This is a genomic window from Thermostichus sp. MS-CIW-41 (assembly GCF_054058915.1).
Genome location: NZ_JBSSBO010000035.1, coordinates 1 through 22,580, shown reverse-complemented (window position 1 = coordinate 22,580; position 22,580 = coordinate 1). Strand labels below are relative to the sequence as shown.

The following is a 22,580-nucleotide window of genomic DNA, read 5'->3' as shown; positions in this document are numbered from 1 at the left end:
AACTTGTTTCTGTGAAATGAATTGTATTGCAATCAAGCAGTGGTTTCGGATTGTAGATTTGGCAGATTCAGCGATTGAGATCAGGCCACAGTTGGAGTTTTGGGCCATTGCTAATCAATGCTGAGTCCATCCACCACCTGAGGTTGAGGACGCGGTTTGAGAGGGGCCGACTGGGCCAAGCGATCCCGTTGGTGGTGCTCTTGGGAATGCCTTTGCCAGAGGCCGAGAATATCCAACGTTTCGCCGCCATGCTGCGTATAACGCTTCCGCACTTTACATAACACGGGGGTATTGACGCACACACCGGAGACGATCACCTGACCTTTGCTCAAGGCGGGCAATTCCTGTAACAGATCCCGTCCGGCAGCCTCGACACTGTGGCGCAAATTTTCCTGATCGGCAGGGTTGACAATTCGCATCAAAAATTGGCTCATGCATTGAGACAGAATATCCGAGTCCAACTTGCCAGGGCGTTGCGTGATCAGCCCTACTCCCAGTCCAAACTTGCGTCCTTCGCTGAGGATGGTGCGCAGCACCTGTTTGCAACGGGAAGGCTCGTGGGCAGGGGCAAACCGATGGGCCTCTTCCAGCAAAATAAAGACGGGATAAGGCAAGTAATTTTCGTCCCCCGGCTGGATCTTGCCTTTGTGGGTATTGATGCGAGCATAGTTGGCCTGGCGCAAGATGGCAGCGGCGATCACCTGCTGTTCTTCCTGGCTGATCTCGTGCATTTGTAGAATGGTCACCTGCCCCGGCTCAAACAAGTCTTTGGGGGCCAGATGTTCTACATTGCTGAAATAAGGAGAGCGGTCGATCTGTTCTAATTTCCACTCCAAGGCGGCGGCTGAGGATCCCTGGGATCCATCTTCTGCAGAATCGGCTTCATTTACGGCATCGATTAAATCCTGAATCGTCCAGCGGAGTGGGTTAAATTGAGTTGTTCTGCGGAAGGCTTTTTCCAGAAAAGATTTTTGCCGATCGCTGGTTTCCGGCAGCAGGGTCAGAATATCAAAGAAGTTGAGAGAAGATACGCGAATCTTAATTTCCTGTGGTGAAAGAACCTTGACTTTAGGACGGTAGCCGTCTTCCCCCAAAAACTTGGGGTGGGACTGCATCTCCGCCAGCGTATGGTATTCCCCGTGGGGATCGAAAATGAGGACGGCAGCTCGGTTTTTGGGCAAAAGCAGCTCTTCAATCAAAACCCCTGCTGTATAAGATTTGCCGGATCCTGTCCCCGCCAAAATGGCCAGATGGGTGCTGACCATTTCCTTGACGTCCAGTACTACGGGCACTGCTCCCTCATCGCGCAACAACAGGCTGCCCAAGTGAGCACCCCCAATGGCTGTTTCATCTCGTTTGTTCAAAATTGATTTCAGCAGACGATTGGAGGCCAGAAAAACCTTGGCACCGGGATCCGGAGCGCGGCGGGGGTTAATAAAGCCCATCTTCTGATTGAAATAGCCGATGACCTCGACGGTAACCGCATAGATTTCCGGATTGGGATGGGTGAAGCCCACCAGAGCCACAATGGTGTTGGGATCGATTTCGGTATCGGCAAAGATGCGATCGGGGATGTGATCCAGGAGCTGAACTTGGCTAATTTTACCCAAGATTTGCAGCGTTTGCGATTGGGGATCCTGGACTTCGTAGTAGACGAAATCGCCCACCTTTACCGCTTGGGTATTGGAAGTGATGAAAACATATTGGTTAGAGGTTTCTCCAGGCCCTTTGACGGTGCCAATTACCTCTGGAGAGTCCTCAGTTGGAGAGAGGGTGGCTTCTGGATGGTGGCCATTATCGGTGATTTTTTGGGGCATTAGCGCATCGCTCCTACAGTCATTTTCCAGGCCAATTCTTTGCTTAAGATTTGCAGAGCTCGCCGTTGAGCTGGATCGGCAAACATCGGCGTAATGTCGTTCAAGACTTGGTAGATCAAATGATTGGCAAAGTTGCCGCCGCTACTCAGCAGCAAACCATAGTAGGAAAATTGGGTTTGACCTTGGGGATCCTGGTGAAAGCGCAGGATCTCTTCCCGGCTCATGCGAAAAACCGGCGTGTTTACAGGCACCACCACGCGTGGGATCCCTTGCCGGCCACAGCGGCGCTCTTCATCCAAGGCCCCGATTAAGACCACCGAGAGTAGCGTGCGCACCTCATTCTGCAGATCGGGGGAAAAATAGGGATCCGGCTGGCTGGAAAGGCGCGGCCCAGAATTGAGGAACATCGGATTCAGGAGTTGGGTATTGTAAACCAGACCTACAGCCCAGTGTCGCCGGTCGCTTTCTAGCTTGACAAAGCTGCCGAAGCCATAGTCATCAGGAGTCGGCGGATTTTTGACTTCTAAAGCATCGTCCACCTGCACCACGTAATCACAGTGATTGTTGGAGCGAACTACCTTTCCCAATCTCATCGGACTCGTCTCCGTTGTAGTTTACTCACCGTTTTCCGAGATAGCCTCAGGTTCAGCTTCTCGCGAGCGGCCCAATCTTGCATGAGGCGTAAGAAAAGGTTGCGATCCTCATTGCGAATAACGGCTATTTGATCGGCTGTCTCCAGCACATAAGGATAACCTCGCCCAATCACCACCTCACAGCGAACCAGATCCACCAACCAGTCCAACAGTCCTGCCTCATAAACCCAAACGGGTATTTCCAAGCGGGCCGGAAAGTTGTCATTGGTGCGCAGGTAAACAAACCCCACTCGCTCCCGCATTTCTTGGTAGGAGTTGAGGATCCCATCTTGGGGGTTGAGGCTGCCGCCGCGGGCACAGATGAAAAAAGGTGTGCGATCCCCCCACTCCAACCAGGGACTAAGCAGTTGCGCATCGTGAAGCTGTGGAGCTTCGGGTAGGTCAAAACAATGCTTCAGCAACGCCACCAAATCGGAAGTGTAGGTGGTGTCTATGTAGGCCACGATGGGGATCCGGCTTTGCTCGCTGGCCCGCAGAAGCTGGAGCAAACACTGCACATAAAAGTCTTGGCTTTCTGGCTCAAAGACTTCGGCAAAAGTAGCCACCAGCGCCCCGTCCAAAAAGGCCAATTTTCGGGATCCCGGTTGAGATTTTTGAATGTATTCTACAAGTCTCTCGATTTCCATTTGAAAGCGGCGCATGTTAACCATTCGCTCTTTCAGTTCGCCGCTGCTGTCGGATCCCAGGTCCCTTGGAGTCAATACATCCACTTGAATGTCTTTTTCGTACAAGCCTGCTGCGCAGTGATAATTTTCATACCAGCCGATTTGCACCAGCGCCACCGGTATTGACAGATCTTTGCTGGGATAAATCTGGGATCCATCCACGGCAAAGGTGGGAATATTTTCAATGACCGATTTCGCCCACTCACGGCTTTCTTCGTAATTGGCCCATTCCTGCTCAAAAGGGATCCTCCAATTGGAGTAGCGATCCCATTCTTCAGTGGGCAAAGCGCCTGGGAAAGGGAATGGAGCTGTTTTTTCGGCAATCTCTAGGCTCGACCACTTGCACAGGTTTTCCATGGCCTGCCTATAGCATTCTCTGCGCTCCGATAGCCGTTGATCAAAAGTGGCAAAGGCTTCCCGCTTTTGCTGCAAGACCGCCAGGATCCGGTCGGCTCTAAACACCATAGGCGGGATCCCTCCCTACCGACTTGGATCCGGAGTGCCTTTCCACCCGAATAACATTTTCTGTCATTTGCTCAAAGGTATCGTCGTGGCTGATGACAAACAGCTGCTCAAAAGATCGCAGGTTGGTGATGGCCTCTGCCAGCCGCTGTCGCCGTTGGGCATCCATATTGGTGGTGGGCTCATCGAAAAAGGCAATATTCAGTTGTCCCAACACCTTGAGCAAAGCCAAGCGCACTGCCAAGGCCGCCGACATTTGCTCTCCCCCGGAAAGGCTGGCAAACCGTCGTTTGGGGCTGCCGGCTTCTTGAACGCGGATCTCATAATCGGCTTCCCAGGTCAGGGTGACGTTGGGACGGTTGAGAATTTCTCGGAAGAGGTGATCGGCAGTATGGTTGATCTGCTGCAGGTAGTATTGGGTAATTTGAGGGCCGGCTTTTCTATAGGTCTCTCGGCTAAACTTGATAAAGCGGTGCAGGCGTTCTCTCTCAGTTTTTTCGGCCTCGACTTGCTTTAAGCTGGCCTTGGCATGTTCCAATCGACGCAACTTTTCCTCAATTTTGCTCAGTTGAGGAGCTAGGCTCTCCAGGCGGGCTTGGGCTTCGGCTTTTTGAATTTCAGTGGCCTGCAAAAGGGATCGAAGGCGCTCATGCTCCTGCGGTCGATACAGAGCAGCCAAGGGATCCCGTGCTGCGCGAAGTTGGGAGAGTTGAGTTTGCAGTTGCTGCCGCTGGGCGTTTAGCTCGGCCAGTTCCTGTTCCCGTTGGGGAAGCAATTGGGCGATGGGTTCTGCCTGCAGATAGCGCTCGTGATCTAAACGGTATCGTTCGCGTTCTTCTTGCAGGGATTCCAGCTCTCGATCCAGATGCTCCGTTTGGCATAGGGCCTCCTCGATAGGGTTGAGTGCGGCCTGTAAATCCTGAAGCTGCTGCAGGCAGTCGGCCTGCATTTGTAAATACTGCTTTTCCTGTTTTAGCTCTGCTTTGAGCCGTTCGGCTTGACTTCTGGGATCCCCCAGAGCCTTCAACGTTTCGGCGGCTTTTTCAATTTGGGCCTGCAGATGATCCCTTGAGCCTTGAGCCTTTTCCCATTCGCCAATTTGGGCCTGTTTCTCTTGCCCAGCTTTTTGGAGTTGCTCCAGCGTCGATTGGGCAGTTTTGAGTTCATCTTTTCGTTGTGGCAAGCTTTGGGCAAGAGCCTGCAGGCGGATAACCGTTTCATAGCTGCTGCGATGGCTTCTTTGCTCTTCCCGCAAATTGGCAATTCTGTCCTCCAGATCCCGCAAGGGCTCAAGCTGTCGTTCTAGATTTTGGATCTGGTGTTGGAGTTGGCGAATCTGTTCTGTGAGCTGTTGATATTCTTGCTCCACTCTGGGCTTGCCATTCAGCTCTTTTTGCAGGCGTTGGATCTGTCCCCTGGGATCCCCTAGAGCTTGTAGCGCCTGCTCAATTTCCTGTTGTTGCCGAAGGAAGGTGGGCTCAGCCTCAAGATCCCAGTGAAGGTCATCAATTCTGCTTTGTCGTTCGGCTTGCAACTGCAGCAGTTGCTGAATTTGGGCTTGTAAATCGGGTATTTGTGCGGTTAGGCCGAGCAAGGGTTGCAAAGTCCTGAGTTGTTTTTGGATGTTGGACAACTGCTGACGAAGTTGGGGCTCGGAAGTTTGGGGAGCCAGATCCTGCAAAATCTGATGGATGGACTGAAGCAACTGTTGGCTGAGTGCTGAAGATCGAGTGAGTACCTCTGGGATCCGCTGCCACAGAGATTGAAGTTGGGGATAGTTGTGTCGCTGCGCTTCCAATTCGTCCAGAAGTTGCCGGATGCTGTGATGGTGTTGAGCCAATTGATCCGAGCCCTGCTCAAAAAGGGCTTGTAGCTCCTGTTGAAATTGACGAGCTGCGGCAATGCGGCTGAGCTGAGTTTGCAATCGCTCCTGTTGAGTTTCGAGCGCAGGAATGGCGGCTACCCGCTCCAAATCCGCCTGCCGTTGTCTCAGTTGGAGCTGCAGTTGTTGCAATTGGACTTGGCCTTGTTCCTGCTCCGTTTCCCGTTGTTTGAGTTCAAGGCGCAGAGCCTGAAAGGAAGCCAACTTCTCGCCAAGTTGGGAGTGGCGCTGCTCCAGGGAGGCCTGCCGTTCACACAGGGGTTGCAGCTCAAGTTTTTCCGCCTCCATTTTTTGGAAGATCTGGAGCTGTTGCTGATATTCGGATCCCTGCAGCTCCAATCGATGCAGTTGATGTTGCAAAGTTTCCCGTTGAGCCAGTAAAGTTTGTCGGGTTCGCCGCAGCGCTTCCTGCTCTGCAATGAGGGTTTCCAACTGCAAATAACGGTTGTAGGTCAATTGATGCTGCCGACATATGGCCTGGGCCTGTTCAGCTTCTTGCACTCGGCTTTGTAGCAGTTGACAGCGCTCGGCGTGGGCTGCCCATTCTGCCTGGAGCTGTTCCCATTCGCGGTGCAGGTGTAGCAACGTGTTGAGCTGCTGAGTCCAATAGGTCTGCTGACGCTCTAGCTCCTCTTGGGCCTGAATTTGCGGGGTTAGCTCCTCTAGCTCCTGCTTCCAGCGCTGCTGTTGGCTTAACTTTTCTTGAAGTCTTGCCAATTGGTTTTCGATATGCTGCTTTTGCGAGAGCAAAGCATCCCGCTGTTTCAGCCACTCCAAGCGTTGCTGTTGCTGTTTTTCCAGCTCCCGCAAGCGAGCTTCTGTGGCCAAAAAATGCTGAGATCCCTCCCAGTATTGCTGTTGCTGCGCTTGAGCTTGCCTGGCCTCTGCCCATAACTTTTCTGCCTGCTCAAGAGATACCTGAAGCAGGGATCCCTTTTGCTCCAGTTGGGCAATCTGGTGATCTAAAGTTTGGATTTGCTCAAGCCATTTCTCCAGTCGCTCGATCTCAAGCTTAACCTGATCCAGAGTGTGGATCGATTGACTCAAGCGCTCTTGCCAATAACTCAGTTCTTGTTGGATTTTCTGCCGCTCTGCTTGGAGCGGATCCCACTCCTGTAGCTGTTGGCGGAGCAATTCAATTTGATGATTAATGGCCTGAATCTGCGCCTCGCTGTATTTTTCGACCGCCAACAGGTCTTTGGCTACCTGCTGGTACTCTTCCACCTTTAAGATGCGATCGAAAACTTCTTTGCGATCTCGACCGGTTTTGAGAAAGTCTGCCGTGAAAGTCCCTTGGGGCACCCCAATCGTTGTGGCAAAGAGCCGCGCCAGGTCGGTACCGGCAGGTACGCCCAAATGTTGCCTCAGCCACGGCAGCACATCGGACTTGCGCTCATACTCTAGGCGCTGCTTCAGCTGGGGATCAAAGAGACGATATCCCTGCGTTACGCTGCGGCGAACATCGTAGGTGCGCTGATCCCATTGGGAGATGAATTGCACAGTCACCACTGCGTCGTTGGCCCCGGAGCGAATGATTTCTTCTTGGCTGTAGGGGCAGTAGTCGAACAAAACCCAGGCAATGGCTTCCAAAATGCTGGTCTTGCCCGCTCCGTTTTCTCCGCAAATGGCGTTAATACCTGGCTCAAACGTGAAGACGGCATCCTCATGAGATTTGAAGTTTTGTAAAGCGAGAGAGAGGATCCGCATAATCAGTCTTCTGCTCCCCATTCGCGACAGCGATGCGGAGCATCAAAAGCTCCCCTTAGGTGAGCATACACTTCAGATTCTCCTTGCCCATCCAAAACCTTTTCTTTAAGATCCAGCAGCAGCCGCGCTAGCTCTTCACTGCGTTTGCGGTAGTGGGCATGGCTGCTCAGCAGATCCCTGTAGATTTTCTCTTCGATTTGTAGCCTCTGCCCCTCTTCTTCCAAGGAAAGGGCAGCCGACCCGAGCTCTAAAGTATTGGCCTCAAAACGAAACAGAACCAGCAAGGCGCCGGTAAGCTGCTGAATTTGACACTGTAGGGCGCGGCTATCCAGCTCATGCTTGGCGAACCCCACCTGCCCCACCAGCCGCAACTCCACCATCGGCTCCATCTCACTTTCCTGAAAACGGGATCCCTTAGCCAAGGCAATGGCTGCTGCGGCAATCTGTTCGGGGGTTTCTCTGCCCTTGGCCTCCAGATAGAGCCGGCGGCGGGGCCGCTGATGGTAATCCTGCACCAACTCCGCTTGGGGTGGGCCATCTCCCCAGCGGACGCGATAGGCCCCCCGTTGGAAGTCCCATTCGGCAGTGCTGTTGGCCTCCAGGGATCCCGGGTTGAAGATCCACCCCCCCTCGGAATAGCTTTTGTGAATGTGTCCCAAGGCCAGGTAGCCCACTCCCGCCTCCCGCAAGGGCAACAGATCCCGGTAGCGCAAAGCGCCTTGGTAACGGGCAATTTGGCCTTCTAGACCGTGGTGGAACATCAACACCACCCGTTCTGGGCCGGGGGGCAACCGTCGAATGGCCGCCGCCAACTGCTCAATCGACCGAGGGGCTGCCGATCCGTACCACTGGGATCCAATCACCCGCACCCCACAGGGCAAATCCAGATACCCTCCCCGCCGGCCCGACCAGGGACGCAGCTCCAGTCCTTCTTCCCCTTCCTCAGGCTCCAGCAATATCAGCTCCCCGTGATCGGCCAAGTACCTCAGCCAACTGGTTTTCACGCCATAGGGGCGATTGTCGTGGTTGCCCTCGATGGCCAACACCGGAATCCCGGCCTGCTGCAGCTCCCGCAAGACGATCTGGGCTTGGTTGAGAACGCCGGGCTGAATCTGCCGATGCTCGAACAGATCTCCGGCGATGAGCACAAAGTCCACCGGATCCTGAATGGCATAGCGCCGGACAACATCCCGAAATGCCAAAAAGAAATCCTTGCTCCGCTCCGGGCTGTCGTAGCGGTCATAGCCCAGATGCACATCGGCCAGGTGTAAAAATGTGCAGGTTGAGCAGGCCATCCCCAGAGCACCTCGGCAAATTGTCCACAGTTTAGCAAACCCATCTTGTTCCCTACCCAAGATATAGGGATCCCTTCCTCTCAATCATCGGGTTCGCCCCGGCTATCTCCACTAGGGGTAGGTGCCGGCTGAGGATCTGAGGAAACCCTGGAATGGACGGCTGCCCAAGAGTTCTCTCAGGTGGAATCGATTAAATCCAGGATATTGTGCTTCATCTTGTTGCAAATGTTATCGAGGGGCAGATCATTGGGATCCCGGCCGAAGGGGTTTTCAATTTCGATGCCGATCTCTTCAACGCCAAACAACATAAAGCTCAGCCATCCCACAATGGGGCCGGTCATCCAACCCAAACCTTCCACCATCTGAAACGGCAAAGATAAACAGTAGAGCAATAACAACTGCTTCAAGTGCAGGGCATAAGCCATGGGCATTGGGGTCATGAGAATGCGCTCGCAAGCCCCCAGCGCATCCGCCATGCTGTTGAGCCGCTCCACCATGATCGTGAGCTGGTAGACCTCAACGCGGCCCTTTTGGTATTGTCGCTGTAAGTAATCTCCGATCCAATCCAAAAGGCAATTTGCAAGGGGGGGTGTTTGAGGCTTTGGAGACGTTGCAACTGCTCCGGGCTGAGCAGGGGCTGAATCTCATCCAGCAAAGGTTCCTGGCGCAGGTGCTGCTTCATGGCCATGGCAAAGGCGGGCAATAGATATAGAGTTTGGATCTTCTCTTCCCGGTCGCCGGGCTGCTTTTCTTCAATGGCTACCCAAATCAGGCGGGCCAAATTGCGCACGTCATTCACCACGGATCCCCAGGCTTTCCGCCCCTCCCAAAACCGTTCGTAGGCGGTGTTTGTCCGAAACACCAGCATCAAACCCAAAACGATGTTGGGCACAAACGCCACCAACGACGACAGCGCCAGGGGCAGCCCCAGCTTATACAGAATCGAAACCAGCACTCCGACCAAGCCGCAGGTAAAGGCGCGGGGCAGCACTGCCGGCACAACTGATCCTTGCAACTGCAGGGCCAGTCGAAACCAACGCAGCCCCTCTCCTGCAAGATACTTGCGAAGAACCACAGTGCAGCGTCGGCAAGCTTGCCCTCTGATCCTACAGCCACTCCTACAGCCACGGCCTGCCGCCCTAGAGGGGATCCCTTGCCCGCCTATCCTGAAAAGCGACAAGGGTGGCCTGTTGGAGATTTTTCAGCTGGAGATTCTGTAAACGTCAAGAGATGCCCAGGCAAACTTCACGAACAACTTCCAAAACCCCAAGTTACTGTGATAGACTCTCCGCCAGGCAACGAATTCAACGCTGTTCTGCGACGCCCCAACATGGCTGGAGTCCTCAAGCTCGACATTCAGGAATCGGCTGAAGAGCTCAAATCTCTACTTGGCAAGCAGTCCACACCGACCGGCAAGGAGCGGGTTCAAGCTCTCTACCTGCTCAAGATTGGGAAAGTCAAGACGATGACAGGCTTGGCTGAAATTCTGGGGCGGGACATCTCAACGATTTTTCGATGGTTTCAACGCTACAAGGCCAAGGGGCTAGAGGGCATGTTGACGGTGCCCCGCAACCAAGGGCGCAAACCCCTCATCCCCAAGCCGGTTTTGGAAATCCTCAAGCAGGAGCTGCATCAGCCTGGCCGATTCCGTACCTACAGCGACATTCGCGAATGGCTGCGGGAAACCCACGGTGTGGATGCTTCCTACAAAGTTGTGCATGAAACTGTTCGCTACCGTCTTAAGGTGCGCTTGCGGGGATCCCATGCTAAGCGGCGCAAAAGCGGGAGACAAGCCCCCCAGTTATCCCCCAATCTCTCCTGATCATGGCTGGGCGGCAGGGATCCAGAAACTGCTCTGCAGCAGAGGCGGGCCTGTGGGGGATTCGCTTCCTCCTGCCGGTTCGAGGGTGATGAGGAGGCGGGTCGGCTGCTCAGAATGGAGGGGTTGACTGAGCCATTGCAGGGATCCTTCCCCGTTGACGGCAAAAGTGCCGGCGTTTTCCAGCAGTCGTCCCCCTCCCTGGATCTCCGACTCCAGCCACAGTTGATAGGTGCTCCCTGGGGGGGCGGGAGCCATCTCGGAGGCCAAGAGCAGCACCTGCTTGGCATGGGGCGACCAGAGGGCTTGCACCAACAGGGGAGTGCTGAAGCTGGGATCCCGCAGCAGGGTTCGCTGCACCTGCGGTTGTCGTTGCCACTCTTGGTAGAGCCGTTGAACTGCCACCGACTCTCCCTCGATGGGGGATCCCCACTGCCAGCGCAGCCGCCAGTAGGCCGCTGTTATGGCCAGCGCGTAGATCCCCAATACCGCCAGGCTGCCCCAAAGGAGACGTCGCGGCCACAGGGGAGCCGAAGTTTGAATGGAGAGGGGGGCAGGTAGCCAAGCCCAACGCCGCAGCCGTTCCCTAGCCTGAAAGGCTGTCAACTCGTAGAGCCACAGGGCCACCGAGCGATCCCGCTGCAGGTCAAAGGCATTGGCGTGTTTCCAGCAAAACTCGAACACCTGCCGCACCACCTCTTCTGCCTGGTGAGGTTGCTTGAGAATGGCCAAGGCAATATCCAGCAGGCGCTTCCGATAGCGATCCTTGAGCAAAAAGTGGCTGCGGCGATCCCGCAGTTGGATCTGGCGCATTAACTGGAAATCGGTCAGCTCAGCCATACACCTTTGGGGCATCCGATGGGCCTATCCGGGCTGATTTTGGCTCAGCCGGTAGCACTAGGCTGGGGAACTTTCCAGAACTATACACTAGCCCTGGAGCCGGCTCCCTTGCGAGCTGACTTTACTTCTGATCGAAGCCGGCTTGGATCCCCCCTCTCAACAGTTCCGGCAGCAGGCCCCTTGCAGGAGTTGGGATCCCACCCCTCTCCGCGACCCTCAGGCGGCATCCTTCTCCACCACCTTCTCCACCTTTTCCGTGCCGGCAGGCTCGTCATCGCTGCTGGGGTTGTTCATCTCTTGTTTGAAACTCCGCAACGCTTTGCCAAAGGCGCTGCCCAACTCCGGTAGCTTCTTGGGGCCAAACACGACCACCGCGATCACCCCAATCACGGCCAGCTCTGGCAGGCCCATGCCGAAGATGCTCACGGCCAGGATAGGTTCGCTCGGCAGCAGAATAGTCATAAGTCCCCAAAACCTGAAAAGTAGAACAGACGGATCAACCCAGCTTGCAAGGGATCCATCCGTCCCACTCTAACAAGTTCTTCTCCCATGCAGAAAGGGTGTGGAAAGGGATCCCCTTCTGATACATTCACGCTGAACTCTCCTGAACATGGTTCAGGAAAGAAGCGATCGCATCCTGCCTATCTCTGAGCAGGAAGGCGGTATCCCGCAAAGCCCTGAGGAATACCCCCCGAGCGCTTTCCCCCTTCACTTCCCGGCAACCGTTGCGGTGGACTCAAGGATCAGGGGGAAACTTGGTCTACTATATCCCTCTCAATGACTTTTGCCAAACCGCCTAAAGCTCAGTAAATTCAGCAAAGTTCAGGGTTTTGGGGGTTAGAGGCATGCTCCTGGAAGCCTGACTTTATGCATAAAGCGCAATTCGAGAATGACAAAACTGCATAACCTGTTACAAAGTGTAACTGCCAATACCAAAGTTAACGGTTCGTTATCGCTAGGGTAGCCAGTGTTCACCCCACGGCAGCGATCATGGCGAACCAATTTGAACGCCTCAAAAGCGAAAAGGATGGGCTGGCGGTCAAGGCCGAGCTGGAGGCGTTTGCCCGGATGGGTTGGGAGAACATTCCTGAAGACGACCGGGATCACCGCCTCAAGTGGCTGGGGATCTTCTTTCGCAAGCGCACCCCAGGTCAGTTCATGCTGCGGCTGCGCCTGCCCAATGGGATCCTAACCAGCGGCCAAATGCGCATGTTGGGCGCAATCATCCACCCCTATGGAGAACAGGGCGTAGCCGACATCACCACCCGGCAGAACCTGCAACTGCGGGGCATCCCCATTGAAGAAATGCCCCAAATCCTGGGCTACTTGAAGGAGGTGGGCCTGACCAGCATCCAGTCGGGCATGGACAACGTGCGCAACATCACGGGATCCCCTCTGGCCGGTATTGACCCGGATGAGCTGATCGATGTGCGCGGTCTCACCCGCAAGGTGCAGGACATGATCACCAACAACGGCGAGGGCAACCCTTCCTTCAGCAACCTGCCGCGCAAGTTCAACATCGCCATCTGCGGTTGTCGCGACAACTCCGTGCATGCGGAGATCAACGACCTGGCCTTTGTGCCCGCCTTCAAAAATGGCCGCCTGGGCTTCAACGTCCTGGTGGGCGGCTTTTTCTCGGCTCGCCGCTGCGCCGAGGCAATTGGCCTAGATGTCTGGGTGGATCCCCGCGATGTGGTTCCTCTGTGCGAGGCGGTGCTGCTGGTCTACCGGGATCACGGCCTGCGGGCCAACCGGCAAAAGGCGCGGTTGATGTGGCTCATTGACGAGTGGGGCCTAGAGAAGTTCCGGGCGGCTGTGGAGCGCCAGATAGGCCACCCTCTGCTCAGGGCAGCGGAAAAAGATGAGGTGGTCTGGCACAAGCGGGATCTGCTGGGGGTGCATGCCCAGAAGCAGCCGGGCCTCAACTTTGTCGGCCTGCATGTGCCGGTGGGGCGGCTCAACGCCCTGGAGATGATGGAGCTGGCCCGCTTGGCGGAGGTGTACGGCTCCGGAGAGCTGCGGCTGACGGTGGAGCAGAACGTGCTCATCCCCAATGTGCCCGACTCCCGAGTGGCCCCGCTCCTCAAAGAGCCGCTCTTGAAGAAGTTCTCCCCCAACCCAGGGCCCTTGCAGCGGGGGTTGGTGTCCTGTACGGGCAACCAGTTCTGCAACTTTGCCCTCATCGAGACCAAAAACCGGGCTGTGGCCTTGATGGAGGAGCTGGAGGCGGAGCTGGAGATCCCCCAAACGGTGCGCATCCACTGGACGGGCTGCCCCAACTCCTGCGGCCAACCCCAAGTAGCCGATATCGGCCTTATGGGCACCACTGCTCGCAAGGACGGCAGGGTGGTGGAGGCCGTGGACATCTACATGGGGGGAGAGGTGGGCAAAGACGCCAAGCTGGGCGAATGCGTGCGCCAAGGGATCCCTTGCGAAGACCTCAAGCCCGTCTTGGTGGAGCTACTGATTGAGCACTTCGGGGCCAGGCCGCGTCAGCATCCGTCCGCCGCCCAGGCTTCTGTTTTGGTAACCCGCTAGCGGTTCTGTTGCCGTCCTGAAAGTTTTTCTTTCTTCGTCGTTGTAAATCTTGGAGGTTTCGATGTCTAAGCTGTTCAGCACTTCCTCTCCCGTCTCCCGTCGGCAATTTTTGGCCGGGGTGGCTGCTCTCACGGCTGGGGCGGCCACGGCTGGGATCCCGCGCGCCCAATCGCAATCCTTGGGCAAAGGCTACTGGGTGGCGCAGGCCGATACTCCCGAAACCACCAGCGCCAAGCTGGGGTTCATCGCTCTAACCGACGCGGCCCCCCTGATCATCGCCAAAGAAAAGGGGTTCTTTGACAAGTACGGCATGAAGGACGTAGAGGTGGTCAAGCAGGCCTCTTGGGGCACCACCCGCGACAACTTGGTGCTGGGATCCGCCGCCGGCGGCATCGATGGGGCACACATCCTCACCCCCATGCCCTACCTCATCACTACCGGCAAAGTTACCGATGGCAAGCCGGTGCCTATGTACATTTTGGCCCGTCTCAATCTGGACGGTCAGGGCATCAGCATTTCCAACCAATATCGGGATTTGCAAATCGGCCTGGATAGTTCCCCCCTCAAGGCCAAGTTTGCCGAGCTTCGAGCTGCCGGCAAAGATCCCAAATGTGCGATGACCTTCCCCGGTGGCACCCACGACCTATGGATGCGCTACTGGCTGGCCGCAGGCGGGATCGATCCCACTAGCGACGTCTCCGTCATTGTGGTGCCGCCGCCGCAGATGGTGGCCAATATGAAATCCAGAACCATGGAAGCCCTCTGTGTGGGCGAGCCTTGGAATGCCCAGCTGGTGAACCAAAAAGAGGGGTATAGTGCCCTCACCACCGGCGAGCTGTGGAACGGCCACCCGGAAAAGGCCTTTGCCCTGCGGGCCGACTGGGTGGATGCGCACCCGAAAGCCACCCTTGCCCTGTTGAAAGCGGTGCTAGAAGCCCAGATCTGGTGCGACCAGATGGAAAACAAAGAGGAGATGTGTCGCATCATCGGCGACCGCCGCTGGCTGGGGGTGCCTGTGCCCGATATCTTGGGCCGTTCTCGGGGCACTTTTGACTACGGCACCGGCAAGGTCGTTGAAAACAGCCCCCACCTGATGAAGTTCTGGCAGAACTACGCTTCCTACCCCTTCAAGAGCCACGATCTCTGGTTCTTGACCGAAAACATCCGCTGGGGTTACCTACCTGCCGACACCGATACCAAAGCCTTGGTGGAGCGGGTGAATCGGGAAGAACTCTGGCGAGAAGCTGCCAAAGCCATTGGTCAGGGGGCAGCCATTCCCCCCAGCACCTCTCGAGGAGTGGAAACCTTCTTCGACGGGGTGCAGTTCGATCCCGAAAATCCTGCCGCCTACCTGGAGAAATTGGCGATTAAGAAGCTGGCCTAGCCTGATCTTCTCAATTCTTCCAGAGCAAGTTGCAAAAACCCTTGCAAGCCCTCTGCCCAGGAGAGAAGGGATCCCCGAATCCCCACAAAGAGTGTTCAACTGAAACCCCTTCTCTCTTGGGATCCTCTTAAGTTGACTTCAACCTTACTCCCAGCAAGCCATGAGGATTTTCCACTCTGCCCTACAGTTGGGCTACCACCTCTTTCGGATCCTGCTTCCCCTACTGGTTGGCCTAGGCCACTGGCTGCTGAAAACCAGCCCAGGCTTTGTTCTTCAGTCCAATGCCGGGCTCCACTCCCCGGCCAGCTCTGCATCTTCTTCTGCTTGGAGGCAGCGAGTCCAAATCCACCAAGTGCTGCGCCGCGTTCTTTTGCCCACCACGGCCATTTTAATAGTGCTCGTTCTCTGGCAAATTGCCTATAGCCGCCCCGGAGCCAACTTGCCCACCCCTCTCCAGGTTTGGCAGGACACCTGGGATCCCCTCATTAAAGATCCCTTTTTTGACTATGGCGGCAATGCCAAAGGGCTGTTCTGGCAAATTTGGGCCAGCTTGCGGCGGGTGTTCATTGGGTTTGCCCTGGCCGGCTTGGTGGGGGTTGTGGGCGGCATGATCATCGGGGTCAATCGCTGGCTGTACGAGGCTTTGGATCCCATTTTTCAGGTGCTGCGCACGGTGCCGCCTTTGGCCTGGCTGCCGATTTCTTTGGCTGCCTTTCGAGATGCCAACCCTTCCGCCATTTTCGTAATCTTCATTACGGCCCTCTGGCCCATTTTGATCAACACCGTTGTCGGCGTACAGCAGATCCCACAGGACTACCGCAACGTGGCCAGAATTGTGCGCATGTCCGGCTGGAAGTACTTTTTCAAAATCGTTTTCCCGGCAACTGTGCCCTATATTTTTACCGGCTTGCGCATTGGGGTGGGCTTGTCTTGGCTGGCCATTGTGGCAGCGGAAATGTTGATTGGCGGTGTGGGCATCGGGTTCTTCATCTGGGATGCCTGGAATAGCTCCCGCATCAGCGAAATCATTCTGGCTTTGATCTATGTCGGGATGGTGGGTCTTCTGCTGGATCGCATCACGGCTTGGATTGGCTCGCTGGTGGTGGCTGAGGATCGCTAAATGAGCTTGGCCGAGTTTTAGATTGGTTGCTGACAATTTCTCCATGCTCTCAGAAATCATCTCAGGGGAATCATGAAGACTCAGCCTTACATTGAAGTGGATCATGTCGACAAGGAATTTCTCCTCGACAACGGAGAGGTCTATCCTGTCCTGAAAGACATCCACCTGGAGATCCAAAAGGGGGAATTTGTCTCGTTGATCGGCCACTCCGGCTGTGGCAAATCGACCCTGCTCAACATCATCGCCGGCCTGGAAAAGCCTTCCCGCGGAGGCATTCTCCTGGAGGGCCGACAAGTTACAGATCCCGGCCCAGATCGCATGGTGGTGTTTCAGAACTATTCCCTGCTGCCCTGGCTGACCGTGCGGGAGAACATTGCCCTGGCCGTGGACGAGGTGCTGGGATCCCTTCCCAAAGCAGAGCGGGACCGGATTGTGGCAGAACACATCCGCCAGGTGGGGTTGCAGGGGGCAGCCGACAAGCGACCGGCCCATCTGTCAGGAGGGATGAAACAGCGGGTAGCCATTGCCCGGGCTTTGGCCATCCGTCCGCGGGTGCTGCTGTTGGATGAGCCCTTTGGCGCTCTGGATGCCTTGACGCGCGGCAACCTGCAGGAGCAACTGATGGAGATTGCCCAGGCGGAGCAGCTCACCTGTGTCATGGTTACCCACGATGTGGATGAGGCGCTGCTGCTTTCGGATCGGGTGGTAATGATGACCAATGGCCCGGAGGCCCGCATTGGCCAGATTTTGCGGATCCCTTTTCCTCGACCCCGCCATCGTTTGGAAGTGGTGCGTCACCCCGACTACTACAGCCTGCGGGGAGAGATGATCTACTTTCTCAACCAGCAAAAGCGGGCTCGCCAAAAAACGCCTGTTCGCGTGGCCATTGCCAAACACGGCCTGGAGAAGGTCAATTTGGAGGTTGGCTTTGTGCCCCTCAACGACTGCGCCCCGCTGGTGGTGGCGCAGGAAAAAGGCCTGTTTCAAAAGCATGGCCTGGAGCAGGTCACCCTGGTGCGGGAGCCAGGCTGGAAGACCATCTGGGAAGGGATCCGCTCCGGTCGGCTGGATGCGGCCATGGTGGTGGCCGGGATCCCGTTGGCTTCCACGTTGGGGGTGGGGGGAGTTCCGGTGCCTTTGATTACCGCGCTAACCCTCTCCCGCGGCGGCAACGCCATTACCTTTGGGCGCAGACTTTGCCTGCAGGGTGTTCTCAGTCCCTGGGATCTGCGCCAACACCTCCGGCAAACTCCTGACGTGGTTCATACCCTAGGGGCGGTGCACCCGGCCTCAATGCAAAACTTCTTGCTGCGCCATTGGCTGGCTAGCGCGGGGGTGGATCCGGATCGGGATGTCACGTTAACCGTGATCCCGCCGCCGCAAATGGTGGCCCACCTCAAGGCCGGCAACATCGATGGCTACTGCGTGGGCGAGCCCTGGAACTCCCGCGCCGTGCGGGAACAGGTGGGGGTTATCGTCGCCACCACCCCTGAAATCTTACCCAGCCACATTGAAAAAGTGCTGACAGTGCGCCAGGATTGGGCGCAAAACTACCCCCGTACCCATGTAGCTCTGGTCAAGGCACTACTGGAGGCTTGTCACTACTGCGATCAGCCGCAGCACCGTTCTGAGATCTTGGAGTGGCTGGCTCAGCCCCAGTATGTGGGCGTGGCCCTGGAGGATCTGCAGCCGGGGTGGACGGGTATTCTGCAGCGGGGAATTGCCGATGAATCCCAAGCCCTCACCGGTTTTCACCAGTTTGCCAACGGGCGCAACACCTGTCCGGAAAGATTGGAACACCTCTGGATCCTGACGCAGATGGCTCGCTGGGGACTCTGCGCTTTTCCCCGCAATTGGGTTTCGGTTCTCGACCAAGTTCTGGACAGCGAAACCTACGCCCTAGCCGCCAGAGAACTGGGCCTGCCGGATCGGGCCCACGACCGCGGAGCTTTACTCTTTGGCGATGGATCCCGCTTTGACGGAGAGGATCCCGTTGCTTACCTGGAGTCGGTGGCCATCCGGCAGGATCTGAAGCTGCAGGAGTACCAGCTCAGCGAAGTTTAGCTTTTGTTACCTTAAACTCTCGATTGGAAAACACCATGATGACCAGCTCCCGCACGTTCTCCTCACCGCTATCTTCTGCTTCTCCGGTTGCAGGACTGCCCCTTCTTTGTCTTCAGAATGTGGGCAAGACCTACTTCACCTCAGCAGGGCCCTTCGTTGCGCTGGAAAATATCAATCTGGAAGTGGCCGCCGGTGAGTTTGTTTGCATTATCGGCCACTCGGGTTGTGGCAAATCCACCTTGATCAACATGGTGGCTGGGTTTTCCACCCCCACTTCGGGATCCATCGCCCTCAAGGGCCAGCCCATCACTTCCCCAGGGCCGGATCGGATGATGGTGTTTCAACATTATTCCCTTTTGCCCTGGCTAACGGCTTTTGAAAATGTTTATCTGGTGGTGGATCAGGTTTACCCAAACAAATCCCGGCGGGAGAAAAGGGAAATCGTTGAAGAACACCTAGAATTGGTAGGTTTGGCGGAAGCAGCCCACAAGCGGCCCAAGCAGCTTTCTGGAGGCATGAAGCAAAGGGTAGCCATTGCCCGTGCTCTTGCCGTTCGTCCGCAAGTTTTGCTCTTGGATGAGCCTTTTGGGGCCTTGGATGCCATTACCAAGGAAGATCTACAAGATGAGCTGCTGGCCATTTGGCGGGATCACCGCTGCACAGTTTTGATGATTACCCACGACATCGACGAGGCTCTCTACTTGTCAGACCGTGTGGTGATGATGACCAACGGCCCCGCTGCCCATATCGGCGAGATCTTGACCATTCCCTTCGAGCGACCGCGCATCCGCTCCCGCATTATGGAAATGCCCGAGTTCTACGAATTGCGTAACCGCGCCCTTGACTTCCTCTATCGTCGCTTTGCCCATAGGGAGGATTAAGCTAGGAATCAAAACGCTTGGGGAGGGAAGTTGATGGCCGCTGCTCCGGTTCAGGTAGCTCCAACCGATCTCCCAATGGAGAAGCGGGTCTCTACCCTGCCCAAAACCCTTGCCGACTATCTGGCCAATCCGGTTGCCCAAACCAAATGGGTAGATGGCTACATTGTGGAGAAAGTGGGGCAAACTTTAGGGGATGCAAAGCTCCAAACCCGACTTCTCTTCCGTTGGGCCGGTTATGTCGAACATCAGCAATTGGGAGGCATGGTTTTGGTGGAGGCTCCCTGCCAAACGACAGGCAAAGTCAGAAGACCTGATGTTGCCTACCTGTCTCCAGATTTAATCCAGCAATTTGGAGAGGATATTGCCACTTTGCCGCAGAGCTATCCCCTCACTGGAGAGATCCTCTCCCCAACCGACTCTGGAGAGGACATTTTCTTGAAAGCCCAGGAGTATCTCAGCTCCGGTGCGCTGGAAGTCTGGCTGGTTTTTCCCAAAAGCAAATTTATTTTTATCCAGACTCAGGATCGCCACCTTTGGCTAACCGAACAAGAGACTGCCAAAAGCCAGGTTGTATTGCCCGGATTTGAGATCCAAGTGGCCGATCTCCTCGGCTAAGAGATCCTTAACCTGATGGCCTATCGGGATCCAAAATGCAAGACACTCATCCATCCTGACAGGGATCCCAACTCATGGTGACCGCGATGGAGTCGGAAAAAGCTGTCATCAAAACCCTATGTCCCTACTGCGGCGTAGGGTGTGGATTGGAGGCGGTTTCGACAGCCTCAGGTGACTGGAAAATGAGAGGCGACCGGGATCATCCTTCCAGCTTGGGGATGGTCTGTGTAAAGGGGGCTACGGTTCTGGAGGCAGTTGGTCGAGATCGGCTGCTCTCTCCCCTGTTTCGGGAGAGCTTGGATCAGCCCTTTCGCCGCATTTCTTGGGATCAGGCTTTTGAGGAGATGGTTTCTCGGCTGCGCCGCCTCAAAGACAATCCCCACTCCATAGCCATGTATGGATCGGGGCAGTTGCTCACTGAAGACTATTACGTTGCTCAAAAGCTCATTAAGGGCTGCCTGGGCACCAATAATTTTGACACCAACTCGCGCCTGTGCATGTCCTCAGCCGTCTCGGCCTACACCCAATCCCTGGGATCCGATGGCCCCCCCTGCTGCTACGAGGATCTCGATCTCTGCAATCTGGCTTTTCTGGTGGGCACCAACACCGCCGAGTGCCACCCCATTCTTTTTAATCGCCTGAAGAAGCGGCACAAGCCCGGATCCCCCCTCAAAATGGTGGTCGTGGATCCCCGGCGCACTCAGACAGCAGAAGCTGCCGATCTCCACTTAAAAATTCGCCCCGGTACGGATATCGATCTTTTCAATGGGATTGCCCATTTGTTGTTAAAGTGGGGATCAATGGCTACCGATTTTATCGAGGGCTGCACCCAAGGTTTTGCCGAATATGCAGCTTTGCTGGCCGATTATGAACCGCAGATTGTGGCCCAGCGCTGTGGAATTGCCACCGAGGATTTGATCGAAGCAGCCAAGCTTTGGCAGGGATCCCAAAGGGTTCTCTCCCTTTGGTCGATGGGCCTAAACCAGTCCAGCGAGGGCACCGCCAAGATCACCAGCCTAATCAATCTCCATCTCCTAACTGGGCAAATTGGCCGACCGGGGACCGGCCCCTTTTCCTTGACCGGCCAGCCCAATGCCATGGGCGGTCGAGAGGCAGGGGGGTTATCTCATCTGCTGCCGGGATATCGGCTGGTGAGCCATCCCCAGCATCGGGCAGAGGTGGAGCAGGCTTGGGGTTTGCCCAGCGGTTCCCTCTCTCCCTGCCCAGGGCTGAGGGCCACCGAGATGATTGCCGCTCTGGAGACGGGATCCCTGCAGTTCTTTTGGATTGTGGCCACTAATCCTTTGGTGAGCTTTCCGGATCTGGAACGGGTCAAAAAAGCCCTGAAAAAGTCTCCCTTTACTGTTTACCAAGAGGCTTATTACCCTACGGAAACGGCAGAATATGCCCATTTGCTTTTGCCTGCCTGTCAGTGGAGCGAGAAAACCGGGGTGATGACCAACTCCGAGCGCAGGGTTACCCTTTGTCAAGCCTTTCGAGACCCCCCTGGCGAAGCCCGACCCGATTGGGAGATCTTTGCTGAAGTGGGGCGCAGGTTGGGCTTTGAAGCGCAATTTTTCTTCCAAACCGCGGCAGAGGTTTATGCAGAATTTGCCGCCCTTACCGCAAATCGCCTCTGCGATCACTCCGGCCTCAGCCATGCCCTTTTGGCAGAACAAGGCCCTCAGCAATGGCCTTATCCCAAAGAAAGAACCTCGGCCCCTAAGTCCACTCGCCTCTACACAGATTGGCGTTTCCCGACCCCCGATGGCCGCGCCCGCTTTATCCCCCACCATTCCCGTGGCCTAGCAGAGCCGCCGGATCCCCAGTTTCCCTACGTATTAACCACGGGCAGGCTTTACGGCCATTGGCACACCCAAACCCGCACCGGCAGGATTGAAAAAATCAAGCAAATGCACCCCCAACCCTTTATTGAAATCCATCCTCGCGATGCGGAAAAACTGGGCATCCAAGATGGAGATTGGGTTCAAGTGCGTTCTGCCCGCGGACGGGCCTATTTCCCGGCCAAGATAACTGCCAACATTGCTCCCGGTACGCTATTTGTACCCATGCACTGGGGATCCCTCTGGGCAGAACAAGCCGAGTGTAATGCCCTTACCCATGACATCAGTTGTCCCGATTCCGGCCAGCCGGAATTAAAAGCCTGTGCCGTTGCTCTTGAGAAAGCCGACCCACCGCTCAAGCAATCCCCTCAACTCTAGATTTGGTTCCTAATCGAGGTTCCCATGACTCTGTTTCAGTTTGAGCAAGATTTTGCCGACTCTCTGCGATGCATCCCCATGACCTTGCGCCTAAAGCTGGATTTGTGCGGGATCAAGCTCAAGCTCCATCAATGGGCCAAGTTTTCCCTAGAAGAGCGGCGGAAGTGTGTTGATTGGCCCTCTGAATCTCCACAGGATCTAGAAGAACTCCGCAACCATCTGCGCCATTTGGTTCGCTCCATCTGCCACGAAGAGGTGCAAGAGATTCCCATTGATCCCCAGCCTGAATGGCAAAATCCCAACCAGATCCCAATGGCTGTCCAACAAAAAGCTCAAGACCTGGGGATCCGGCTTGCCCTCGATTTCTGGAGAAACTTGCACGATATCCAGAGATTTGCCTTGCTGAAGTTGAGCCGATCCCATCACGAAAACAAAAATTTCTTGCCCGCTCTGCGAGAGTTTGGCCTGAAGATGGCGAGGGATGGTGATTGCAGTTACTCTGAATCTATTTGAGAGAGATAGTCTGATACATTTACGCTGAACACTGCTGAACATCACTGTTCAACTATGCAGCGATAGCATTCTGTTTGTTTCCATTCGCGTTAGCGGGACGGAG

General features: G+C 55.7%; 17 protein-coding genes and 1 pseudogene. 10 read left to right on the top strand and 8 right to left on the bottom strand.

Going from position 1 to position 22,580, the window contains the following annotated elements; translation table 11 throughout:
- Positions 1-110: 110 nt before the first annotated feature.
- From ACVWXE_RS10485 to ACVWXE_RS10460, 6 genes and pseudogenes are all read right to left on the bottom strand, one after another.
- Positions 111-1,817, bottom strand: coding sequence for an ATP-binding protein (locus ACVWXE_RS10485; protein WP_457490266.1), 1,707 nt, complete (start codon positions 1,815-1,817; stop codon positions 111-113).
- A complete protein-coding gene (locus tag ACVWXE_RS10480) occupies positions 1,817-2,410 on the bottom strand; it encodes a hypothetical protein (protein WP_414341843.1) in 594 nt (197 codons plus the stop codon). Before ACVWXE_RS10480 ends, ACVWXE_RS10485 begins: the two co-directional genes overlap by 1 nt.
- Positions 2,407-3,600: a DNA double-strand break repair nuclease NurA gene (locus ACVWXE_RS10475; RefSeq protein ID WP_457490265.1), complete on the bottom strand. Its 1,194-nt coding sequence runs from the start codon at positions 3,598-3,600 to the stop codon at positions 2,407-2,409. The genes ACVWXE_RS10480 and ACVWXE_RS10475 overlap by 4 nt, the downstream gene beginning before the upstream one ends.
- On the bottom strand, positions 3,590-7,186 hold the full coding sequence (locus ACVWXE_RS10470) for an AAA family ATPase (protein WP_457490264.1): 3,597 nt from the start codon (positions 7,184-7,186) through the stop codon (positions 3,590-3,592). Before ACVWXE_RS10470 ends, ACVWXE_RS10475 begins: the two co-directional genes overlap by 11 nt.
- Positions 7,187-7,188: 2 nt before the next feature.
- Entirely contained in the window at positions 7,189-8,481 is a 1,293-nt protein-coding gene (locus tag ACVWXE_RS10465; protein WP_414416579.1) for a metallophosphoesterase family protein, read from the bottom strand.
- 176 nt (positions 8,482-8,657) lie between these two features.
- Positions 8,658-9,556 (bottom strand): annotated as a pseudogene (locus ACVWXE_RS10460) (bestrophin family protein).
- Here ACVWXE_RS10460 and ACVWXE_RS10455 point away from each other — a divergent pair.
- Together ACVWXE_RS10455 and ACVWXE_RS10450 are read left to right on the top strand one after the other, a co-directional pair.
- Entirely contained in the window at positions 9,543-9,701 is a 159-nt protein-coding gene (locus tag ACVWXE_RS10455; RefSeq protein WP_457490274.1) for a hypothetical protein, read from the top strand. The pseudogene ACVWXE_RS10460 and the gene ACVWXE_RS10455 overlap by 14 nt on opposite strands.
- A gap of 110 nt (positions 9,702-9,811) precedes the next feature.
- Positions 9,812-10,303 (top strand): helix-turn-helix domain-containing protein, encoded by a 492-nt coding sequence (locus ACVWXE_RS10450; RefSeq protein WP_457384439.1) that lies wholly within the window; start codon positions 9,812-9,814, stop codon positions 10,301-10,303.
- On the opposite strand, the gene ACVWXE_RS10445 is transcribed toward ACVWXE_RS10450, so the two are convergent.
- Complete coding sequence (locus ACVWXE_RS10445; RefSeq protein ID WP_457490263.1) at positions 10,304-11,140, bottom strand: anti-sigma factor domain-containing protein; 837 nt, start codon at positions 11,138-11,140, stop codon at positions 10,304-10,306.
- A 216-nt stretch (positions 11,141-11,356) separates the two neighbouring features.
- Positions 11,357-11,602, bottom strand: coding sequence for a twin-arginine translocase TatA/TatE family subunit (gene tatA, locus ACVWXE_RS10440; protein WP_011433563.1), 246 nt, complete (start codon positions 11,600-11,602; stop codon positions 11,357-11,359).
- Between the two features lie 528 nt (positions 11,603-12,130).
- On the opposite strand from tatA, the gene ACVWXE_RS10435 reads away from it, so the two are divergent.
- The 8 genes from ACVWXE_RS10435 (at position 12,131) to ACVWXE_RS10400 (ending at position 22,477) form a co-directional block, all read left to right on the top strand.
- Positions 12,131-13,678, top strand: coding sequence for a ferredoxin--nitrite reductase (locus ACVWXE_RS10435; RefSeq protein WP_457490262.1), 1,548 nt, complete (start codon positions 12,131-12,133; stop codon positions 13,676-13,678).
- Between the two features lie 61 nt (positions 13,679-13,739).
- Positions 13,740-15,062, top strand: a complete 1,323-nt coding sequence (locus tag ACVWXE_RS10430) for a CmpA/NrtA family ABC transporter substrate-binding protein (RefSeq protein WP_414330505.1) — start codon at positions 13,740-13,742, stop codon at positions 15,060-15,062.
- Between the two features lie 160 nt (positions 15,063-15,222).
- A complete protein-coding gene (ntrB, locus tag ACVWXE_RS10425) occupies positions 15,223-16,182 on the top strand; it encodes a nitrate ABC transporter permease (protein ID WP_099834651.1) in 960 nt (319 codons plus the stop codon).
- Positions 16,183-16,254: 72 nt separating this feature from the next.
- Positions 16,255-18,246: a nitrate ABC transporter ATP-binding protein gene (locus ACVWXE_RS10420; protein WP_457490261.1), complete on the top strand. Its 1,992-nt coding sequence runs from the start codon at positions 16,255-16,257 to the stop codon at positions 18,244-18,246.
- 38 nt (positions 18,247-18,284) lie between these two features.
- Positions 18,285-19,127: an ABC transporter ATP-binding protein gene (locus tag ACVWXE_RS10415; protein ID WP_457473744.1), complete on the top strand. Its 843-nt coding sequence runs from the start codon at positions 18,285-18,287 to the stop codon at positions 19,125-19,127.
- A 33-nt stretch (positions 19,128-19,160) separates the two neighbouring features.
- A complete protein-coding gene (locus tag ACVWXE_RS10410; protein ID WP_457473709.1) occupies positions 19,161-19,742 on the top strand; it encodes a Uma2 family endonuclease in 582 nt (193 codons plus the stop codon).
- 86 nt (positions 19,743-19,828) lie between these two features.
- Positions 19,829-21,964 carry a molybdopterin oxidoreductase family protein gene (locus tag ACVWXE_RS10405; protein WP_457473743.1) on the top strand — a complete coding sequence of 712 codons (2,136 nt, stop codon included), beginning with the start codon at positions 19,829-19,831 and terminating at the stop codon, positions 21,962-21,964.
- 24 nt (positions 21,965-21,988) lie between these two features.
- Positions 21,989-22,477 (top strand): nitrate reductase associated protein, encoded by a 489-nt coding sequence (locus ACVWXE_RS10400; protein ID WP_457402830.1) that lies wholly within the window; start codon positions 21,989-21,991, stop codon positions 22,475-22,477.
- The last annotated feature ends 103 nt before the right edge of the window (positions 22,478-22,580 follow it).